11 protein-coding genes and 1 pseudogene are annotated in these 19,395 nt (G+C 52.9%); 7 read left to right on the top strand and 5 right to left on the bottom strand.

Annotation, left to right across the window (positions count from 1 at the left end; translation table 11 throughout):
- The coding region (locus C167_RS34390) for an arginine deiminase family protein (protein WP_157791809.1) at positions 1-97 on the top strand (97 nt) is incomplete at its 5' end.
- Between the two features lie 63 nt (positions 98-160).
- Here the strand turns inward: C167_RS34390 and C167_RS33520 are convergent.
- The 4 genes and pseudogenes from C167_RS33520 to C167_RS33510 form a co-directional block, all read right to left on the bottom strand.
- The gene (locus tag C167_RS33520) at positions 161-1,102 is read right to left on the bottom strand and encodes a GGDEF domain-containing protein (protein ID WP_157837680.1); all 942 of its coding nucleotides are present in this window, start codon (positions 1,100-1,102) and stop codon (positions 161-163) included.
- 761 nt (positions 1,103-1,863) lie between these two features.
- Positions 1,864-2,613 carry a fumarate/nitrate reduction transcriptional regulator Fnr gene (gene fnr, locus C167_RS33515; protein ID WP_052172137.1) on the bottom strand — a complete coding sequence of 250 codons (750 nt, stop codon included), beginning with the start codon at positions 2,611-2,613 and terminating at the stop codon, positions 1,864-1,866.
- A 265-nt stretch (positions 2,614-2,878) separates the two neighbouring features.
- Positions 2,879-3,901 (bottom strand): AraC family transcriptional regulator, encoded by a 1,023-nt coding sequence (locus C167_RS32065; protein ID WP_037005911.1) that lies wholly within the window; start codon positions 3,899-3,901, stop codon positions 2,879-2,881.
- An 848-nt stretch (positions 3,902-4,749) separates the two neighbouring features.
- Positions 4,750-5,120 (bottom strand): annotated as a pseudogene (locus C167_RS33510) (histone-like nucleoid-structuring protein, MvaT/MvaU family).
- 1,503 nt (positions 5,121-6,623) lie between these two features.
- Here C167_RS33510 and C167_RS0101955 point away from each other — a divergent pair.
- The 6 genes from C167_RS0101955 (at position 6,624) to hxsC (ending at position 17,885) form a co-directional block, all read left to right on the top strand.
- Positions 6,624-13,289, top strand: a complete 6,666-nt coding sequence (locus C167_RS0101955; RefSeq protein ID WP_017516601.1) for a DUF3320 domain-containing protein — start codon at positions 6,624-6,626, stop codon at positions 13,287-13,289.
- Positions 13,290-13,390: 101 nt separating this feature from the next.
- Positions 13,391-14,491: a DUF4236 domain-containing protein gene (locus C167_RS0101950; RefSeq protein WP_026078745.1), complete on the top strand. Its 1,101-nt coding sequence runs from the start codon at positions 13,391-13,393 to the stop codon at positions 14,489-14,491.
- 152 nt (positions 14,492-14,643) lie between these two features.
- Complete coding sequence (gene hxsA2 / locus C167_RS0101945; protein ID WP_017516599.1) at positions 14,644-14,949, top strand: His-Xaa-Ser repeat protein HxsA2; 306 nt, start codon at positions 14,644-14,646, stop codon at positions 14,947-14,949.
- A complete protein-coding gene (gene hxsD, locus C167_RS0101940) occupies positions 14,949-15,245 on the top strand; it encodes a His-Xaa-Ser system protein HxsD (RefSeq protein WP_017516598.1) in 297 nt (98 codons plus the stop codon). Before hxsA2 ends, hxsD begins: the two co-directional genes overlap by 1 nt.
- Position 15,246: 1 nt before the next feature.
- Positions 15,247-16,704 carry a His-Xaa-Ser system radical SAM maturase HxsB gene (hxsB, locus tag C167_RS0101935; protein ID WP_017516597.1) on the top strand — a complete coding sequence of 486 codons (1,458 nt, stop codon included), beginning with the start codon at positions 15,247-15,249 and terminating at the stop codon, positions 16,702-16,704.
- Positions 16,698-17,885 carry a His-Xaa-Ser system radical SAM maturase HxsC gene (hxsC, locus tag C167_RS0101930; RefSeq protein ID WP_037005908.1) on the top strand — a complete coding sequence of 396 codons (1,188 nt, stop codon included), beginning with the start codon at positions 16,698-16,700 and terminating at the stop codon, positions 17,883-17,885. The genes hxsB and hxsC overlap by 7 nt, the downstream gene beginning before the upstream one ends.
- 65 nt (positions 17,886-17,950) lie before the next feature.
- On the opposite strand, the gene C167_RS0101925 is transcribed toward hxsC, so the two are convergent.
- Positions 17,951-19,165 carry a tyrosine-type recombinase/integrase gene (locus C167_RS0101925; protein WP_017516595.1) on the bottom strand — a complete coding sequence of 405 codons (1,215 nt, stop codon included), beginning with the start codon at positions 19,163-19,165 and terminating at the stop codon, positions 17,951-17,953.
- Positions 19,166-19,395 lie beyond the last annotated feature (230 nt).

Genomic DNA, 19,395 nt, shown 5'->3' with positions numbered 1-19,395 from the left:
GGAAGTCATCACCATCAGCGCCGGCGAACTGGGCCGGGGCCGTGGGGGCGGTCACTGCATGACCTGTCCAATCATCCGCGATCCCGTGGAATACTAACTCACTGGTAGCACTGGAAGGTGCTTGCTCAGCGGCTGTGATAGCGCTGAGCTCCATCAGCGCTTAGTTCACATGAAGACTTGAGCTGACCACAACCTGGTTACGACCGTTACTCTTTGCCACATAGAGCGCTGCATCAGAAGCCTTAAGTAGACGTGTATAATCTGGATGACCATCGTACTCTGCGACGCCAATACTGACAGTCACAGAAATGCTCCGCCCATCATTTATAGAAATAATTTCTTTCTGTACTCTTCTGCAAATTTTCTCTGCAACTCTACGAGCCGGGATTTCAGACGCCTCAACCAGCACGACCAAGAACTCTTCCCCTCCTAGCCGGAACACATAATCCCCACCACGAACGCTCTCAGAAACCAAGGTGGCGACACGCTTTATAACTTCGTCCCCCACTGCATGGCCGTAGCTATCATTTATAAATTTGAAGCTATCTATATCTATAGTTAACACTGACAAGAAAGACTCATTGCGGCGCAAATAATTAAGTTCTCGCAACATGACACTTTGAAGGCATCTTCGATTAAGGAGTCGTGTCAGAACATCTCGCCCAGACTCTAGACTTATAACTTGATCAAACATACTATCCAAGAGAAAACGAATTACACTACACCCATCTCGGACATCCAATAAAAATCCGGTGCCGAGATCCCCCCTCCCTATAGCCTCAGACACAACAGAGTCCAATCTGCCAAACTGAAAAAGTATTTCGTCAACCTCTCTTACCCCGTCGAAACAAAGAACCCCTTTATGCAGAAACCAAATACCAAAATCCGACTTACTCAAAAAAGAAATAGATGCAACTGGAGCACCAAGTAAAACATCGCAAATCAGCTTGTTCTCCCAACTGAGCAATGCTGATTTCTGGCGTTCTTTCTCCACCCCAGAATCTTTAGAAATAACAAAAAGACGACACAGATCCTCAGCTCTAGAATTATCAATTCGAAAATCATCGTATGCCAAACATATAACTTGAACAGCCTGACTCACGCCCTCCATGACACATGAAAACACATCAACACCGGCAGCAGGAGAAGTCAAAAGTAAAATCTCATGCAACCTAGACAGAACAACACGAACCCCCTCCATCACTACATGTAGCGGAGTACCAAGACGGGCAAATAACTCACCAACACCTCGCTAAAAATTGATAGCCTCGATATAATTTTTATCGAGCGAAACATAAAATGTATTATTAATCCATTTATGCAATTTCAACTCTACATCAGCACGCCCTTGGCTCAGAAATACGGCCGACGCTGGATTATTAAGAACAGCATTACAAAACTCCTCAACCAATTCACTCTCATGCCTACAAACGATATCACGCAGCATTTCATGGAGCTGAGAGTCGAGACGATCATTAACCCCTTTCCACACATTGGCTATGTTATCGTACGGGGACACTGGAAAAGACTTAATGTTAAAATCTTTACTAATTAATACACTCCCTCCAGCAATCACTCAAACGCTTTAAAGGAGCAGCTGAAAAGACTATTGCCAGAACGATTACCACAACTATCCCACCACCTACAAATGACAATATCCGCTCGCTTAATGCGCCTTCATCAAAGCCCGCCCAAAAAAGTATGAATCCCAAGACCAGGGCCACTGCAAGCAAAACAAAAGATAAAAGACAAGTAACAATCGCCAGAACCAACCATGTTTTCCTTAACATGTAAAACCCCATAGAACTTGGTAAAATCGACCAACAATAATGGACTAGCCACTACACGACCGTTCGAATATAGCTATCGATACCCTCCACCTGCCAATTGGCATAGTCTTATTGAATCCACCATCTCTACCTCTCTTCCATTCACCCGAATTAGCCCCTGCTGCTGCAGCTTCGCAAAAGTTCTAGAAACGGTTTCCATAGCGACGCCCAAATAATTCCCAATCTCACCCCGAGACATACTTAGCCGAAGAGTATGGGCAGAATATCCGCGAGCACGAAATCGAGCAGAAAGATTTATTAAAAAAGTGGCAATTCTTTCCTCCGAAGTCTTTTTTGACAAGAGCAGCATCATTTGCTGGTCCTCACGAATTTCGCGACTCATAGTCCGCATCAGTTGGCGCCGCAACTGCGGAATCACCTCAGTTAACTCGTCCAGTCGCTCAAATGGTATCTCACAAACTGAACTGGACTCGAGTGTTTGAGCTGACACTGGATACGTCCCTTCGCCCATACCGGCCAAACCAAGGATCTCACTAGGCAATTGAAATCCTGTAATTTGCTCCACTCCACCATCAGTAATGCAATAGTTCTTAACGGTCCCCGTGCGGAGAGCGAATATCGAGCGGAAGGCCTCTCCCTGACGAAATAGAAACTCACCTCTCTCCAAAGGTCGGCTGCGCTTTACCATTTCATCGAGAATATCAATTTCACGATGGGACAACGCAAAAGGAAGGCATAGGTCCGCTAATGTACAACTCTGACAATGAACCTGGCGCCGAACGATTTGCCTACTTAATTTTTCCACAAATATTAACCTCAGCATCCATTCTTGAGCTCTACCTTAGCATTCACAACTGCGTAGCTAGTTACTACTCCTCCGCCACACATAGACCGCCAAGAAAAGCATGCACCAGAGTACACGCAAATGATCACGAACTCTGACTCATCAAGCAATATCCTGCGAAACCGCTAACGTGTCCTCGTGCGCCTAGACTTCACACCAGCAATCCGCGCCAAGGTTTATTCAGAATATCCTGACAGAAGCATGTAATAGCCACCCTGCTATCCTCCCGCTCTCGCGTGAGTTCTTAAGCAGGCAAAATCGCCCTGAACCTATTAGCCCTAAACACTCCAGGACTAACCTTGAACCAGCGCTGGCAGGCCTTGTGGAAGCTGCTAACCTCCTTAAAGGCTAACAATTCAGCTATTTTCGATATATCCATAGAACCATGTGCCAAGTAGTGCTCCGCTAATTGGCAACGTACGCCGTCAAGGATTACCTTGAAATTACTACCTTCCTTCGCCAACCCCCTCTGCAAGGTGCGCTTCCCTAGCTTTAAGGCTAGAGCTACTGAGTTCATATCACTCACGCCCTGAGATAGCTGTTCTAACAGAACCTTCTTTACCGAATCGCTATAGGTTAGCCGGCGCAATCGATCAACTTGAGACCTTGCAAAATTATCATGCATCAGCAACAAGCCTTCGTCAGCAGTACTCAAAGGTTCTAACAGCATATTTTTATCAAGCACAACACTCGTTCTAGCTTCTCCAAAGCTTACGTTCTCACCGAACAAGCGCGTATGTTCAGACACATCTACTGGCTTCTGATAAGAAAACGCCACCTCTCTAAATGATAGATCCCTCCCACCTAAAACCCACTTTAGAAACCCTAACAAAGACGAAACAGCAATATCTTGCAGAACGTGAGCGCCAGGAGTTTCATTTTCTTGATAATCCATGGACCAAATCCGGACACCATCTCCCTCGTCATCGAGCCCAACTACAAATCCATTGCCTATCAGCTCAGAGTACTTCACCAAGTACTCCAACCCCTCCATCAAGCAATGGCTCGACAACATGACGTAGCCTACCAATTGAAATACGCCCGGAAGAAAATCGTCGTAGGCACGTAATCCAATATGCGCTACACCACACTCTCTAGCCGAGATCTCTGCCAGTCTGACAAGATCATCTGAATCGAAGAAGCCACCCACACCCAACAACTTATTTCGATCGATACCCGCTTCCTGGCACAAGCGCTCAGCATCCAGGCCCTCACACCTCAAGACGTTTACTAGTTGACTGATCAATCCTGAGCTTATTCGAAACACTTGATTCTTCCCTTCAACGCTCTACGCAAGAGCCATCCGATCCGCCCTAGTCTGATAGCTGTCTTAGCCAAAATCAAAGTGCAATGTTTCTGGATCAACCTTTGTCGCCAGAGGACACTAATACGGCACCAGAGGACATCTCGAAGATAAACAGGGCTGCGAAAACTATTTGTATTACGACCATCATTTAGAATTTTCAGTTTAATGCAGTCAAATAGCTCGTGACAAGCATCCTGAGGCCATGCGTGGGCTCTAGCATCACTTCGGATGACTAAGAGGTATCCTCTCGATATAGTTCTTATAGTGCATCAATAGCTTTAAACACATAACGACTGAGACCTTAAAGAACTTTATTACTAGCACGTAACTAGATAACAAATCATTCGTCTCAGATGAATGCCTTGATTATAACTTTGCCTTCCGGGACACCTGCCTTTCTAGGAGCAGAGCATATGAGGACTGAATTAATATTTTACGAGCCGACCAAACTATATTAAACCCACACTAAAAATACTTAACAACCAGCACTAACACTAGATAGCAAGAAGCCCAATTAACAATAATACATAAGAGAATTAAATTTATTTAGCGAACATGCACGCACCGACCTACCAGCGACGGAGTTCATGCTTCCACAATAATCAGGAGAATATCCAATATGCGAAACTAATGGCGATACGGACTACCAGATTCAGCGCGCCGGATCTCTGATGGCTTTGCGCACATCGACGATACCGACCACGGTCGGTAAGGGAATGATGCAAAGGCGCCGTCCTGGGAGCCGCTTGCTGCAATTAAGATACGAGCCCCAAACTCGACAAAAAAAGGCCGCAATTGCGGCCTTTTGTTCAGCTTTGCAGCCAAGACTCAACAAGATCGTTGCCATACTCAGCTTTCCAAGCCTTCAGCACCTTGTGGTTGCCGCTCTTGGTCTCAACCACCTCGTTGGTGTTCGGGTTCTTGTAGACCTTGATAGCACGGGCTTTGCGTTGGGTAGCTGCCCCCGGACGGAGGATTTCCCTGCGGCCCGATGAGACTCGGGATCCAAAATGGCAACGACATCACGCAGGCTCTTACCGTACTCCTGCATCAGCTTCTTAAGATCTTCCTCGAACTTTATCTCACGCTTGAGACCAGCGTCATTTTTCATTGACTCCAGATAGGCCAGCTGCTCCTGGAGGGCTTTTTCTGCGGCACGAAACTCAGCGAGTCTAGACATACTTGATTTCCTTTAGCTCTACAGCTGGATTGGTAAATTACGATAGCCAAAAAAACAAATTGTTCAACAAGTTCTCAACTTCAGGCTTCAGCTTTTAACAAATCAAAAAAACCAAGGAAATCCTACTTAATTTCCCGCACAGTCGGTAGGGACTACCTCTGCCACAGTCAAATATTAGCGGTCCACACTGTCTTTATCAGCCGCGATCAGCATGATCATTTCAATCGGATGAATCTTAAATAAAACGGATACCCGGACACGCCCCTACCAGCTCAACAAAACCCCACATTCAGAGCCAACAGCTCTATCTCGGACCTTTGCGCAGAACATTTAGCAAAACGGTTGCACTAGCAGAAGGCCCAGATCCCTGCTTCAGCCCAGTCTACTTGGGCTATAAGGTGCCCAGCTAAGGGACTAGAAAGGACCTTCTGCCCCTACTCAAGAAACTGCGCAAGACATGCCTATGCGCCGAATACTCTGTTCACAGTCACTAGATGACGCTCAGCCTCTTGGTCGATGTGCTGCGCGCCAGCCGCTTTCGGATATTGATTTGGAAATTTCTGCCTAAGGACCATTGCAGGCAGAAGGTCGACAGGAAGAGGCTACTGGTCCGTAGCAAGTTCTCATGTGGCTGGGCTGATGCCCGGCTGTGGTCTCAGTGGAGGCCTGTTACTAAGCCCCATCCAGCTCAGGCCCATCTGATGCGCCCGAGCAGCAAATCCAGTCGATGCAGCGCGGCCAACAGAGCTACATTGTTCAAGCTGCGCCAATGAGCCTAGGCTTGCTTGAACCATCTGCCGGCTCGACATAGTAGGCCGATACAAGACTGAACGCCCGTAGAGGGACATGGCAACAAGGGCAGTCAAAGAAGTGCTCCCCATTCAGCTTGTCGGCGCTCAACTTATCCATTACTGGATCAAGATCACCGAGATCACCTTCACAGCGCGGACATTGGTACATGTTTCACTCTCCATTGAGCATGCGTTTTTTTGGGGGAGCGAATGTATCACAAGCGTCCTATCCGAGACCTGTAACCTAGGGCGAAGCAACGTACAGTGTAATCAGGCACTCTCATAGTCGTGCCCTGCTGTGTCGTCAAAACTTTGCAATCATTGAGATATCAACAAGCTACCCGCTGAGCCCTGTGTAGACCGCATCCATGGCCGCTCAGCGTCATTGGCGCGCTAAACAAGAAGCACGTGACGGATCCGAAGAGACATCTATTCCAAATCAAAGATTTGTCGCAGTACATCAGCCTTGCATACAGCAAATCAGGTTTCTTCTTGTGGCGGCACACGATCGGTAAAGAAGCGATTCTAGGCGTGCTACCTGCTATATCCGCTATATAAGGGACGATTCGCCAGCAGAGCTCTTTGGCCACTCGCCATCACCTTGCCCCCCAGTTAGGATGCGCAAAGCATGGAAGCGCGCGCCGAGAGATGACTCGGCTCGAGAGTCTTCCGCCACTTGGCCGCATGGCCGAGCAGGGACAAGGAGAGCGGCATGAGTGACGAAGTTATTGAGCAGCCCGACAGCGAGCTGCCCCAAGACACGCAAGCAATCGTTCAGGCTGTTGAGTCTGCCCCGATCAAAACTGTTCGCATCCAAACCACACTGGTTGCAAAGCTAAACCTGGCAGACTTCCAGAACTCGGTCCCGGTTATTCGAGAGCTGCGCCTGATCAACGACACTGATCAGAAGTACACCGGTCTTGAACTTCAACTGCTATCCGACCTACTCGTCTTTAAGCCGAAGACGTGGCACATCGACACGTTGTCACCTAGCACGTTCCTACCTATCCCTGGGCTAGACCTGCAAATTGATGGCGCCCTCCTCGCCAGACTGACTGAGGCCGAACAAGCTGTCGTCACCTTCACTCTGACAGCTCAAAGCCCCACTGGCACAGAGCGTCAAGAAGTCGCTCGTCTTGAGCTCGATTTGGAGCTACTGCCCCGTAATCACTGGGGTGGTCTATCGCATCTTCCCGATATGACGGCCGCTTTTGTTCAGCCTAACGACGTCGCCGTCGAACGGTTGTTGAAGAAGGCAGCGGAGTTGCTGCGAGCACAAGGGAAAAACCCCGCTCTCAATGGTTACTCTGGTGGTTCCGCGCACGCATGGGAGATTGCCTCAGCCATCTGGGCTGCAGTCGCATCCATCAAGTTGGACTATGCTCTTCCGCCCGCCAGCTTCGAGCAGTTTGGCCAGAAAGTCCGTAGCCCGAGCCACATCCTTGAGAGTGGTCTTGCAACTTGTTTTGACCTATCTCTGCTGTTCTGCGCTGCCCTGGAGCAGGCGGGCCTAAACCCCTTACTGATCTTCACTCGTGGCCACGCGTTTTCAGGCTTCTGGCTCAAAGCTGAAGAGTTCTCCAACAGCACCGTCGACGACATCACCGCTCTGCGTAAGCGGATAAAGCTTAACGAACTGAAGCTGTTCGAAACCACGCTGATCACCCAACCAAACACTCCATCACTTTCTTACGCGATCGAGCGCGGGGCTCAGCACCTGGCAGCAGGACAGGAGCACGATTTTGAGATCGCACTGGATATCCGTCGTGCTCGGCTACAGCGAATCAAGCCTTTGGCCAGTGCTGAGGCTACTCCAGCTCTGAGCAGCGAGAGTCAAGAGCAACACGACGACGGGCTAGAACTCCTTATCGACCTGCCTCCAGAGCTTCCTGATGAAGCCCCCGTTGAGGTCGATGTTGCTTCGCTCGATCCGAAAGATCGCCTTGCGCGCTGGCAACGAAAGCTTCTAGACCTGTCCTTGCGCAACAACCTGCTGAACTTTAAAGCCGGGAAGAAAGCGGTGCGCCTGGAAGCTCCCGATGCCGCCGCCCTGGAGGACATTCTCGCCAGCGGTCAGCAGTTGAAGCTGCTGACTCGGCCAGACCTCATGGATGGCTCTGATCCTCGCGATCAAGCATTGCACGAAGAGCGAGAGCGGGAAGATATACGACGGCAGCACGCCCTAGACGCGCTTAAGCGCAAAGAGGTATTCGTGGGACTGCCAGTCGCGGAACTCGATACCCGTCTCACAGAGCTTTATCGTGGTGCGCGCACGAACCTGCAAGAGGGGGGCTCCAACACTCTGTTCTTGGCGCTTGGATTCTTAACCTGGACACGTGAAGACCGAGAAAGCCAACGCTATCGGGCTCCGCTGATTCTGGTCCCCGTAACGCTAGAGCGAAAGAGCGCAGGTGCGGGCTTCACGCTGGTCATTCATGATGACGAGCCTCGATTCAACCCAACCCTGCAGGAAATGCTTCGCCAGGACTTTGAACTTAGCCTGGGAATCGGTGATGGCGAGCTTCCGAAAGATGATTCGGGTCTGGACGTTGCGCTGATCTGGAGAACTGTCGCTCAAGCGGTCAAAGACATCAAAGGCTGGGAAGTCAGCGAAGACGTCGTTCTTTCGATGTTCTCGTTTGCCAAATACCTGATGTGGAAAGATCTCTCGGAGCGTTCTGAAGCTCTCCGTCAGAGCCCAGTGGTCAAGCATTTACTGGATACGCCCCGCGATGCGTTTGACGGTGGAGGTAGCGGCACATTCCCAGAAGAGCGGCTACTGGATTCGCAGTACAGCCCACAGAAGGTTTTCTGCCCCCTTCCCTCCGATTCATCACAACTATCCGCTGTGTTGTCTGCTGCTCAAGGGCGCGATTTCGTGCTCATCGGCCCGCCTGGCACCGGAAAAAGTCAGACGATCGTGAACATGATCGCCCAGTTCACCGCTCAGCAGAAACGCGTGCTCTTCGTCTCGGAAAAGATCGCTGCACTAGACGTAGTTTATCGACGGCTGCGAGAAGTCGGACTGGGCGAGTTTTGCCTTGAGGTTCACTCCAGCAAGTCGAAGAAAACCGAAGTTCTCTCCCAACTGCATTCTGCGTGGGAGGCTCGCGGCACTGCGGATGCAGCAACTTGGCAGATCGAGGCCCAGCGCCTCCAGGGACATCGCGACGTTCTAAACCTGTATGTCGAACGACTGCACGAGAGCTATCCCAACGGGTACACGATCTATAACGCTATCGGCATCGTCAGTACCAACCAGGATCTAGCGCCCATAAATCTCGCTTGGCCCTCACATTCGCAGCATCAATCCGCCGACATGCTTGCGCTACGAGAGATTGCAGATCGTCTGGAAGTGAATGCTCAAGCTGTCGGTTTCAGTACGTTAGACCATCACCCGTTGCACCTGATTGGGAACAACGATTGGTCTCCGACCTGGCAGCACAAGGTCATCGAATCCGCGCGTGAGCTTGGCCCATCCATACATGTGGTGCAAAAGGCGAGTGAGCGCTACTGCCAGATGTCTGGTTTTCCTCCGCTGCCAGCCAATAGCAGAACTCTTAAGGGACTGGGTGCCTTGGCAAAACTCCTTCCCACTGCCGCTGGACAGAACTGGAGCTTTGTCCTTCGCCCCGACGCACGAGCCATAGGGCAACGCCTAGAGGCGGGCGTGAAGTTCATTGAGCAACACCGTGCCCTCAATCAAACACTTCCAGCCTTCTGGACGTCCAGCACGCTGGAAGACTGCCACCGCGGACTCGGTCTATTGGCTAGGCATGCGGAGCTTAGATCTGGCCTCCCCCAACCCTGGCCTGTGGCGGGCATGATTTTGCTCAACCAAGGCTTGGAGACCCTCACGGAGGCAGAGCGAATTAAGCAGTCCCTATCTGTCGCCTACAACGACACGATCGAAACCTTGGATGTCCAAGCACTTCTGAAAGAGTGGGAACTAGGAAGCGAGGCGTTCTGGCCTAAATCCTGGCTCGTCCAGCGCAAGATTCGAGGCCTATTAGCAGGAACTCAAGTATCCCCTTCGCCTGCATGCATAGCTGACGACCTTCAACGCTGGATCGCTATTCGCGAGCTCCGCGCTCGATTGGATGCTATCGATCCAGGACAGGCCGGTAGCCCTGTCTGGAATGGCTCCAAAACAGATCCAGCACTTCTTGCAGTGACCATGCGAGCACAGGCAGCGCTTGCAGCTTCTGCTGAGGGCCGTCAATGGTCAGATGAAGGGTTCGATCTCATCACTCAAGGGAAAGCCGGCCTCGCGATTAAAGAGACACTTGAGCGCATGCGGGAAATTCGGTCTATCGAGAGTGAGATTTCTACGCTGGAGCCACTTTCCAAGGCCACGGGCTCGCTCTGGTCCGGCTTGCAGACTGAGGCAAAGGCACTCAACGCAGCGATGGCATTCCAACGTGCACGGCGGCCGGTTCAGCACGAGGGTCGACTTGAGGAAGAGCATGAGCTCGTCGCCAGCGGTACATGTGGAGAATCGCTCCAGGGCGAACTGAAAACTCTCAGGCAGCGTGAGGAAGTCGAGCGAGAGCTGGGCAATCTGACTGACCTACGTGAGCTAACCTCGGGCCTCTGGCTGGGGCTGCAAACGAAAGAGGATGCGGTCTCGCGTGTACTGAAGTTCCATGCGCACTTGGCCGGGGCAATCTCCTCGCTTGTCCAAACGCCTGAGCATGTCGAAGGTGTGAAGTCTGCCCTGGCGCGCTTGCTCGGCGAAGCCAACGCACTACTCGAACCCGAAGCTCCGTTAACTCAAGCAGGACGCGAGCTACTAGATTCGCTGGACCATTACATCACGCAGACACACACGTTTGTCGAAGCTGGGCAATTCATAGCAGAGGATGCGGCAAGATTTAGTGAGCAAGACCTCACCCAGCAGCGCCTTCACTGCGAGCAAATTGTGCAAGCTGGCAATGGCTTACGCGCTTGGTGTGCTTGGAAGAAGGCATGCGATGAAGCATCAGCGCTTGGCCTGCTGCCTTTAGTTGATGCCCTAAAAGCCGGCCACGTACCGCAGGGATCGGTACGCAAGTCCTTCGAGACAAACTACGCGCGTTGGTGGCTCAACACGGCTGTTGATCATGAGCCTGTCATTCGCACATTCGTCAGCGTCGAGCATGAGCAGCGTATTCGCGACTTCCGAGCATTGGACGATCGCTTCACCGCGCTGACTCGCGATCTGTTGCGTGCACGCCTTTGCGCTGAACTACCCACCCAGGACTCGGTGAGCAAGAACTCGGAATGGGGTGTGCTTAGGCACGAGATCACGAAAAAAACTCGCCACCTGCCGCTGCGTGAGCTGATGTCGAAGATCCCCGACGCGCTCACCAAGCTTACGCCGTGCTTGTTGATGAGCCCACTCTCCATCGCCCAGTACTTGGCCGCAAACTCGAGCGTCTTCGATGTAGTGATCTTCGACGAGGCGTCGCAAATTCCGGTATGGGACGCGATCGGTGCAATCGCTCGAGGCAAGCAAGTAGTGATGGTCGGTGACCCCAAACAGCTTCCACCAACTTCGTTCTTTGATCGAGCCGAGTCCACGCAGGATGATGCTGACGTCGAAGCTGACCTTGAAAGCATTTTGGACGAGTGCATCAGTGCCAACCTGCCAATCCGAAACCTCAACTGGCATTACCGCAGCCGGCATGAAAGCCTGATCGCGTTCTCGAATCAAAGGTACTACGAATCCAAGCTAGTAACCTTCCCCTCGCCTGTTACCACCGATCGTGCTGTCAGCCTGCACATCGTCAACGGTGTCTACGAGAAAGGGTCGGCACGCACCAATCCGGCTGAGGCCAAAGCCTTGGTTGGAGACTTGATCGATCGACTGCGCAGCCCCGGATTCAAAGAGAGCAAACTGACCATCGGTGTCGTGACCTTCAACGGTGAGCAGCAGAAGCTAATTGAAGACCTTCTCGATACCGAGCGTAGAAACGATCCCGCGCTGGAAAGCTATTTCTCGGAGAGCGAGCTAGAACCCGTCTTCGTGAAGAACCTGGAGAGCGTGCAGGGTGACGAGAGAGACATCATGTATTTCTCGATCACCTACGGACCGGATGCAGCGGGCAATGTGGCGATGAACTTCGGCCCGCTCAACCGTACTGGCGGCGAGCGCAGGCTCAACGTTGCTGTTACCCGGGCCCGCCACGAGCTTCGTGTCTTCAGCACGCTGCGAGCCGAGAAAATCGATCTGGCGCGCACTCAGGCATTGGGTGTACGCGATCTCAAGCACTTCCTCGAATTTGCAGACCGCGGTGCTCGTGCACTGGCCGAGATAGACACTGGCAGCCTAGGCGGATACGACAGTCCATTCGAAGAGGCCGTTGCAAACGCGTTGCGCCTTAAGGGATGGCAAGTCGTTACTCAAGTCGGCGTGTCGTCATTCCGAATCGACCTGGCAGTAGTCGATCCCGATGCTCCAGGCCGTTACCTCGCTGGCATAGAGTGCGACGGAGCGACCTACCACCGCAGCGCAACAGCTCGTGATCGCGACAAGCTCCGCGAACAGGTACTCAGAGGCCTTGGATGGGAAATCCTTCGCATCTGGTCGACTGACTGGTGGATCGACGGCCAGGGTACCGCTCAGAAGATTCACGAGCGCCTTGAAAATCTGTTGGTCGAAAGCAGACAGCACCGTGCGGCACGGGAAGTCCAAGAGCAGTTGGCGGCTATAGCAGCTGAGAGCGAAGTTCCACTTGAGGACAATGTCGTTGAATTGCCAGTCGACCGCTCTCACTTCAAAGAAGCTGATGGCTCCGTAGAGCCGGAAGCTGAGCCTGAAGAGGCCGAGATGCCGATGGTGCGCTATGCGCGCCCCCAAAACGACACAGGGCGTCCCGCAATTGGCTTCGCTCTCTACCGGGAGAGCGACCCGCTGAGCGCCGTGGAAGGTGTAGACCCAGATGCATTCTTCGAGGCGAGCTATGACACCGTCCTGGACATGATGATCAAGCACGTCATCGAAGAAGAAGGCCCTATTCTCGACACAACGCTTGCACGCCGAATCGCCCGTGTTCACGGATGGAAGAAAACCGGGGCAAGAATTCGTGATCGAGTAGCCTCCGTGGCAGATCGTGAGCAAAGCAAGGTTGAAGACGAACTTGGCCAGTTCTACTGGCCTCGACGCTTAGCCGATCGCGAGTCCATCGTGTACCGGCAACCAGCCGATGCCAACAGTATTCGCCCGGTAGACGAGATATGCGGCTTGGAGCTTCTTGCCCTCGCTCGCTCGTTAGCTGATCAGAGTCTTGTTGGCGATGACCTGCTATATGCCATGGCGCGGGAGCTCGGACTGAGCAAAGTATCTGCCTCAACACGAGCAAGGGTCCAAGGGGTGATCGACAAGCTGTTCTCCTGAACAGCTGGCGGCGCTCCAGAACCAGCTATCGCGCAAAACGACGGCCATACGGTGGAAGACTCTCCAGCCGTATGGCGTCCGTCGCCATACCCGGAGGGAACATGGGTTTATACATTCGCAAGTCCGTTCGCGTCGGGCCATTCAAGTTCAACTTGTCAAAATCCGGGATAGGGGTCTCAGCAGGCATCAAAGGACTGCGGGTTGGGACCGGCCCAAAAGGAAACTACATCCACATGGGGCGCGGCGGTTTCTACTACCGCCAAACGCTCTCATCGCAAGGTGTTCCCCCCACTACTGCTACCCCCAAATCGAGGCCCACTCCGCCTCCCGCACAGGAGATCCAATCAAGCACGCATGAGCCCCTCAGGGAAATTGACAGTGGCGAGATCGGCCTGATGGTGGACTCTTCATCTCAGGCGCTCGTCGAAGAACTCAACACCAAGCGCAGACGTATACGTCTTTGGCCCTTTATCACTGCTCTCACGGTCGGCGCATACGTTCTCATCGCCAACAAGCAACTACCGTCTTGGGCTGGCCTCACTGTGCTAATCGCAGGTGGCTTGCTGACGGCGGCAGCTTATTACTGGGATCAATTGAGAAAAACGACCGTAATGCTGTACGACATCGAGTCGGAATTTTCAGGTGTTGTCGAGCAGTTGCATGCGGCCTTCGAAGGAGTCAGAAGCTGCCGTGCGACCTGGCATCTACAAGCCCAGGGGAAAGTAACAGATCGCAAGTACCACGCCGGCGCCAGTCACTTAGTCACCAGAAGCTCGATTGCCCTGGGACTGAAAAATCCACCCTTCGTCAAAACCAATGTCGCAACCCCAAGCATCCCGGTTGGCCGTCAGACGCTGTATTTTTTCCCGGACAAGGTACTGGTATTCGAAGCCAATGGTGTCGGTGCTGTCTCTTACGAAAACCTACGAATCGACATCTCCACGACAAATTTCATCGAAGACGGCGCCGTCCCTAAGGACTCTGAGATCGTCAGCACGACTTGGAAATTCGTGAACAAGAAAGGTGGACCGGACAAGCGCTTCAAAAATAACCGCAAGCTGCCCGTCGTACGCTACGAAGAGGTGCAGTTTACGAGCAGCACAGGTTTGCTGGAGCGCATTCAGATCTCCTGCGTCGGGCGCACTCAAGCCTTAGCTCAAGCGATCAACAGCATCGGAAGGGCAAAAGGAGAGCACCTTTAACCACCCCGGTAAGCAAAAAAGGCATTAGCGACTGCCCAGCTAGGTTAGGAGCTCAACGGCAGCTACTGCCCACACTGACTAATGGCACTTTGACTCTTTTTGTAACATCGATATAGTGCCGACATATCCACACTACTCAAAGGGACGTTGAGATGAAAAAGCGCGAATTCCTACTGCCGCTCGCCACGCTTACCGCTGCGGTAACCGCTAACCAAGCATCTGCATCCACTGCCATCACCAATACCGATAAGGCTACGGAAGGGACCGTCATTGAGAACCAGGCTGCGGCACTGCCTATCGTCAACGTCGGCGAGCAAGTGGTCACCGGCCGCCAAGGTGAGAACCTCTTCAGCTTCATCCTTAAGCGTGGTGAAGACGGCCAGATGGTTGCTGCTCACTACTCGCATAGCTCGCATGCATCCCATAGCTCTCACAGCTCGCACTATTCGAGCCGCTAATGGCTGGTCTCGCTGAGCTGACCTTCGACAGTCAGCTGTACGGTGCCGAAGCGATCCAGAAGGCGGCATATCGCTCTATGCACGCCTTCACGCTCGATCTTAAGGTCGATGGCGGGAGCATGATTTGCAAGCTGATCGGGAACATCACAACTGAGCAAGACGCGTTTGAACGCGCTGTCGAAGAATTCCGCAAGGACGTCCTCGACTACCAGCTGCGTGCGCAGCTTCAGACTGAAACCGCTCCCATCCGAAACCTCATCATGGGATTGGCTTTCTCCAACGCCAGGCTGAACTGAAGTGAGTAAATTCCAGGGACTGGATGCCTATACCCGGCGAGATGGGTACGAGCTGCTGCCGTTCAAATTCGATCGTCTCGAGGGTGATGACTATGTCATTACCAACATGACCGGCGAACACCTTGTCGTGCCTATGCCGGAGTTGCGCGCCCTCCTCTCCAAAGATCTGACCGCTGAGCATCCGCTGTACGCGTCGCTACGTGCCAAGCATTTCATACGATACGCCGATGAGCAGGCACCGCTGGATCTGCTTGCGCTGAAACTACGCACACGACTTTCGCGATTAGCCGGCTTCACCAGCCTGCACATCTTTGTCGTGACCCTGCGGTGTGACCACAGCTGCCCATACTGCCAAGTGTCCCGGCAGATGGACGGGGAAACCTCGTTCGACATGACGCCAGAGATGGCAGATAAGTCGCTGGATTTCGTTTTCCGATCCCCCAACCCAGCGATCAAGATCGAGTTCCAGGGCGGCGAGCCGCTCTTGAATTTCGAGATGGTGCGCTATGTGGTCGAGGCCGCCAAACGGCGCAACCTGGTTGAAAAGCGCGACCTGGAATTTGTTATCGCCACCACGCTTTCACTGCTCACGGACGAAGTCCTTGAGTTCTGCCACGAGCACGACATCATCCTGTCAACCTCGCTCGATGGCCCAGCAGACCTGCACAACGCAAATCGCCCGCGCGTCGGTCGTGATAGCTACGAGCGCTTCGAAGCAGGCTTGACCAAGGCTAGAAATGTCCTCGGCGTGGACAGAGTCAGCGCCCTGATGACTACGACAGATAAGAGCTTGGCTCGCGTCCGAGAGATCATCGATGAGTACGTCCGCCTGGGTTTCAACGGCATCTTTCTGCGAGCACTTTCTCCGTATGGATTTGCGATCAAAACACGCAAATTCATGACCTACGATACGGAGCGTTGGCTGGAGTTCTACAAGGAAGGGCTCGCGTACATCCTTGAGCTGAACAAGGCAGGCATCCCCTTCGTTGAGCACTATGCATCGCTGGTCTTGAAGAAAATGCTGACTAGCAATGATCCGGGCTACGTCGACCTGATGAACCCCGCCGGCGCCGGCATTGCTGCGATCGTCTTCAACTACGACGGTTCGGTCTACGCCTCGGACGAGAGCCGGATGCTCGCAGAGATGGGTGACCAGTCGTTCCGGCTGGGCAACATCCTGACTGGCAGCTACGAAGACATCATCCTCTCCGATGCGCTGCTCGATGCTTTGGAGCAGTCCTTCACGCTAAGTGCGCCGATGTGCTCCGATTGTGCCTTTGAGCCCTATTGCGGCGCTGAGCCAGTCTTCCATCACGCCATCTTCAAAGACGTCCTGGGCCGCAAAGCTGAGTCCTCGTTCTGCAAGCGGAACATGACCATCTTCAAACATCTCATCGGCCTGATGCAGTCTGATGCATCCACTCGCCGCCTCTTCATGCAGTGGGCAAACGCATGCTGAAACTCGCTGGGAAAGTGGGTCGAATCCAACTCGTCGAAGTCCAGGATCGGCCATTGCTTCTGCAGGTCAGCACCAACCCGGAGCTTCCGATGGTGCTACGAACGACTCGAGCATTTCTGGTTTCTTCGCAAGATATTCCGGCAGGCTACCAGCACTACCTATTCCCGGAATCTCTTGATTGGCGTACCCAAGAACTGGAAGGCAAAAGCTCCTTCACTCTGCTGCCCAATGACTACGACTACCTAGGCCACAACGACATCATCCGGCTGGACGGCCAGGCGATCCGAGTGCTATTCAGGGCCAACTCCGGTCATAACTCGTTATTGGTGACAGAGCAGTGCAACCACTGCTGCCTGATGTGCTCTCAGCCCCCCAAGAACATCGACGACAGCTGGATCCTCGATGAACTTGAGACGCTGATTCCCCTGATCCCCAGGGAGACACCTGAGGTAGGTTTTTCAGGCGGGGAACCGACGCTGGCCGGCGCTCGATTCATCAATCTCATCCGGATGATGAAGTCGTATCTGCCGAGGACTGTCGTCCATGTGCTCTCCAATGGACGTACGTTCGCTGACGAGAATTTTGCTCGCCAGTATGCCGAGATCGATCACCCCGACATCATGATCGGAATCCCGCTCTACTCCGATGATCCCGACCTGCATGACTACATCGTTCAAGCACCGGGGGCATTCCAGGAAACCGTACAAGGAATCCTCAACCTCAAGCGTCTTGGTCAGAAGGTTGAGATTCGGATCGTGGTGCACAAGCAGTCAATCAGTCGCCTGCCGCAGCTGTGCGAATACATCGCAAGGAACCTACTGTTCGTCGATCACGTGACGCTGATGGGGCTGGAGATGATCGGCTTCACACGCGCCAATCTGGACGCCCTATGGATTGACCCCGCGGACTACCGAGACGTCTTGAGTGAGGCAGTAGGAATTCTGGCGGCCTATCGCATGAACGTCTCGGTCTATAACCACCAGCTGTGCCTGGTGAACGACGACGTACTCCCCTATTACCGCGAGTCCATCAGTGACTGGAAAAACGAATATGTTCCTGAATGCGACGGTTGCACACGTAAATCGCAGTGTGGAGGGTTCTTCTCTTCTGGGGTACGCAATGGTTACAGCCGAGCGATCTCTCGATTCACCGACGCAGGCCCTAAGAACCCCAACACCTAAGCAAAAGATACTGTCCTACTGGTAAGCACAAATGCCCTCCGGTGACGGGATCGAAAAGAAGAACATCAATTTACCGAATCAGTCACCTCCAAAAGAAACCTCGCCCAGTCGGCCATCAAAGGTCGGCGCTTCTCTAAAAAATCGGTTCGTGAGTACGAGCTCTCCGTGCTACTCCGCTCATCATGCGCCAAAGACAACTCGCAGACCTCTCTCGGATAGTTGGTGCACTCCCCCGCCCAATCCCGGAACGTCGAGCGGAAACCGTGGCAAGTCACATCCTCATACCCCAAATCATCGAGCAGAAGATTTCGCATGCCATTTGCGTGCATAACCCCAGACCTACCATGCCCAGGAAATACATACGGGGAGTCTTTCACCCTCGGGATTGATTCAAGAAACGCGACAACCTCGTCAGCCAAAGGAACTGTAAATGGCTGGCGTGTTTTCATCCGAGAGCCTTCGAGATTCCAGGTCCGCTTTTCCCAGTCGAACTCATCCCATTTGGCGAACCGAACCATATGACTGCGTGCACCGGTGAGTAGCAGGAACTGCAAAGCCTGAGCGTTCCTAATATTCAGTTCACCAAGCTTGCGCATCAATGCTGGAGCGTCTTTCCACTTTAGAGCAACAAAGCTCTTACTGGTCCGTGCCTTCTTCTTATCAGACCTGCTCAGAAGATTGTCCAGGTGGCCTTTCCAGCGCGCAGGGTTCTCACCGTCTCGAAGACCCCGGGCTTTAGCAGCATCTAGAACTTGCTCAATTTGCGAGCGCACCTCATCCGCAGTACGGCTTTTGACAGCCCAGATTGGTCTCAAAATACCTAAGACATCTTCGGTCGATACGTCTCTAGGACTGAGCTTACCGATGCTGCTAAAGACGTAGATTTCTAGCTTGCGAATCCACCCCTTGCGCCAACGATCAGACCACCCCCCGCTATGCGCTTCGAAGTATTCCCTTGCAATTAGCTCAAATGTCTTCAGCCGAGCCAGCCTTTCTCTCTCGGCATCTTCACGAGCTCGCCGTTCAGCATCGCGAGCCTCTAAAGGATCAATACCCGAGCTGATTTGAAGGCGAAGAGCGCTGCATGCCAGACGAGCGTCCTTCAGCCCCACCTGGGGATAGGCGCCCACTCCCATCTCGCGGCGACGGCCATTTAGTTGATACCGGAATATCCAGCTCTTCCTGCCCGAGGTTTGGACGGTTATCCGCAACCCTTCTCCATCCTCATAGCTACCTGCCTGCAGAAGGTTCTCCACCTGCTTAGCGGTTAACTTCCCCATCCCCAGAGCTCCTCTATCGTCTTAAAACAAGGAGGCCACTCACTGCCAACCCCCCACTCAACCCCCCACTTTCACTGGGATTCAGTCAAGCGTCTTGGGACGCCTTGAGACTCACTCGATCACGAAACCCAGCAAACACGGGGCCTCCAGGCAAAAAATGGGACGTTCTGAGATATTCTGGGAAAATAAAAAGGCCGCCTCGCGGGCGGCCTTGCTTCGTGGATGGCGGG

Source organism: Pseudomonas nitroreducens TX1, from assembly GCF_000313755.1.
Classification (GTDB): Bacteria; Pseudomonadota; Gammaproteobacteria; order Pseudomonadales; family Pseudomonadaceae; genus Pseudomonas; species Pseudomonas nitroreducens_A.
The sequence above is the reverse complement of the archived record's forward strand: the minus strand, read 5'-3'. Positions and strand labels throughout refer to the sequence as shown.

What these genes read in the sequence shown, in the direction of transcription:
- fnr (WP_052172137.1), bottom strand. Translation starts at nt 2,613, where the DNA reads ATGCTGAGGTTAATATTTGTGGAAAAATTAAGTAGGCAAATCGTTCGG.
- C167_RS0101955 (WP_017516601.1), top strand. Translation starts at nt 6,624, where the DNA reads ATGAGTGACGAAGTTATTGAGCAGCCCGACAGCGAGCTGCCCCAAGAC.
- C167_RS0101950 (WP_026078745.1), top strand. Translation starts at nt 13,391, where the DNA reads ATGGGTTTATACATTCGCAAGTCCGTTCGCGTCGGGCCATTCAAGTTC.
- hxsA2 (WP_017516599.1), top strand. Translation starts at nt 14,644, where the DNA reads ATGAAAAAGCGCGAATTCCTACTGCCGCTCGCCACGCTTACCGCTGCG.
- hxsD (WP_017516598.1), top strand. Translation starts at nt 14,949, where the DNA reads ATGGCTGGTCTCGCTGAGCTGACCTTCGACAGTCAGCTGTACGGTGCC.
- hxsC (WP_037005908.1), top strand. Translation starts at nt 16,698, where the DNA reads ATGCTGAAACTCGCTGGGAAAGTGGGTCGAATCCAACTCGTCGAAGTC.
- C167_RS0101925 (WP_017516595.1), bottom strand. Translation starts at nt 19,165, where the DNA reads ATGGGGAAGTTAACCGCTAAGCAGGTGGAGAACCTTCTGCAGGCAGGT.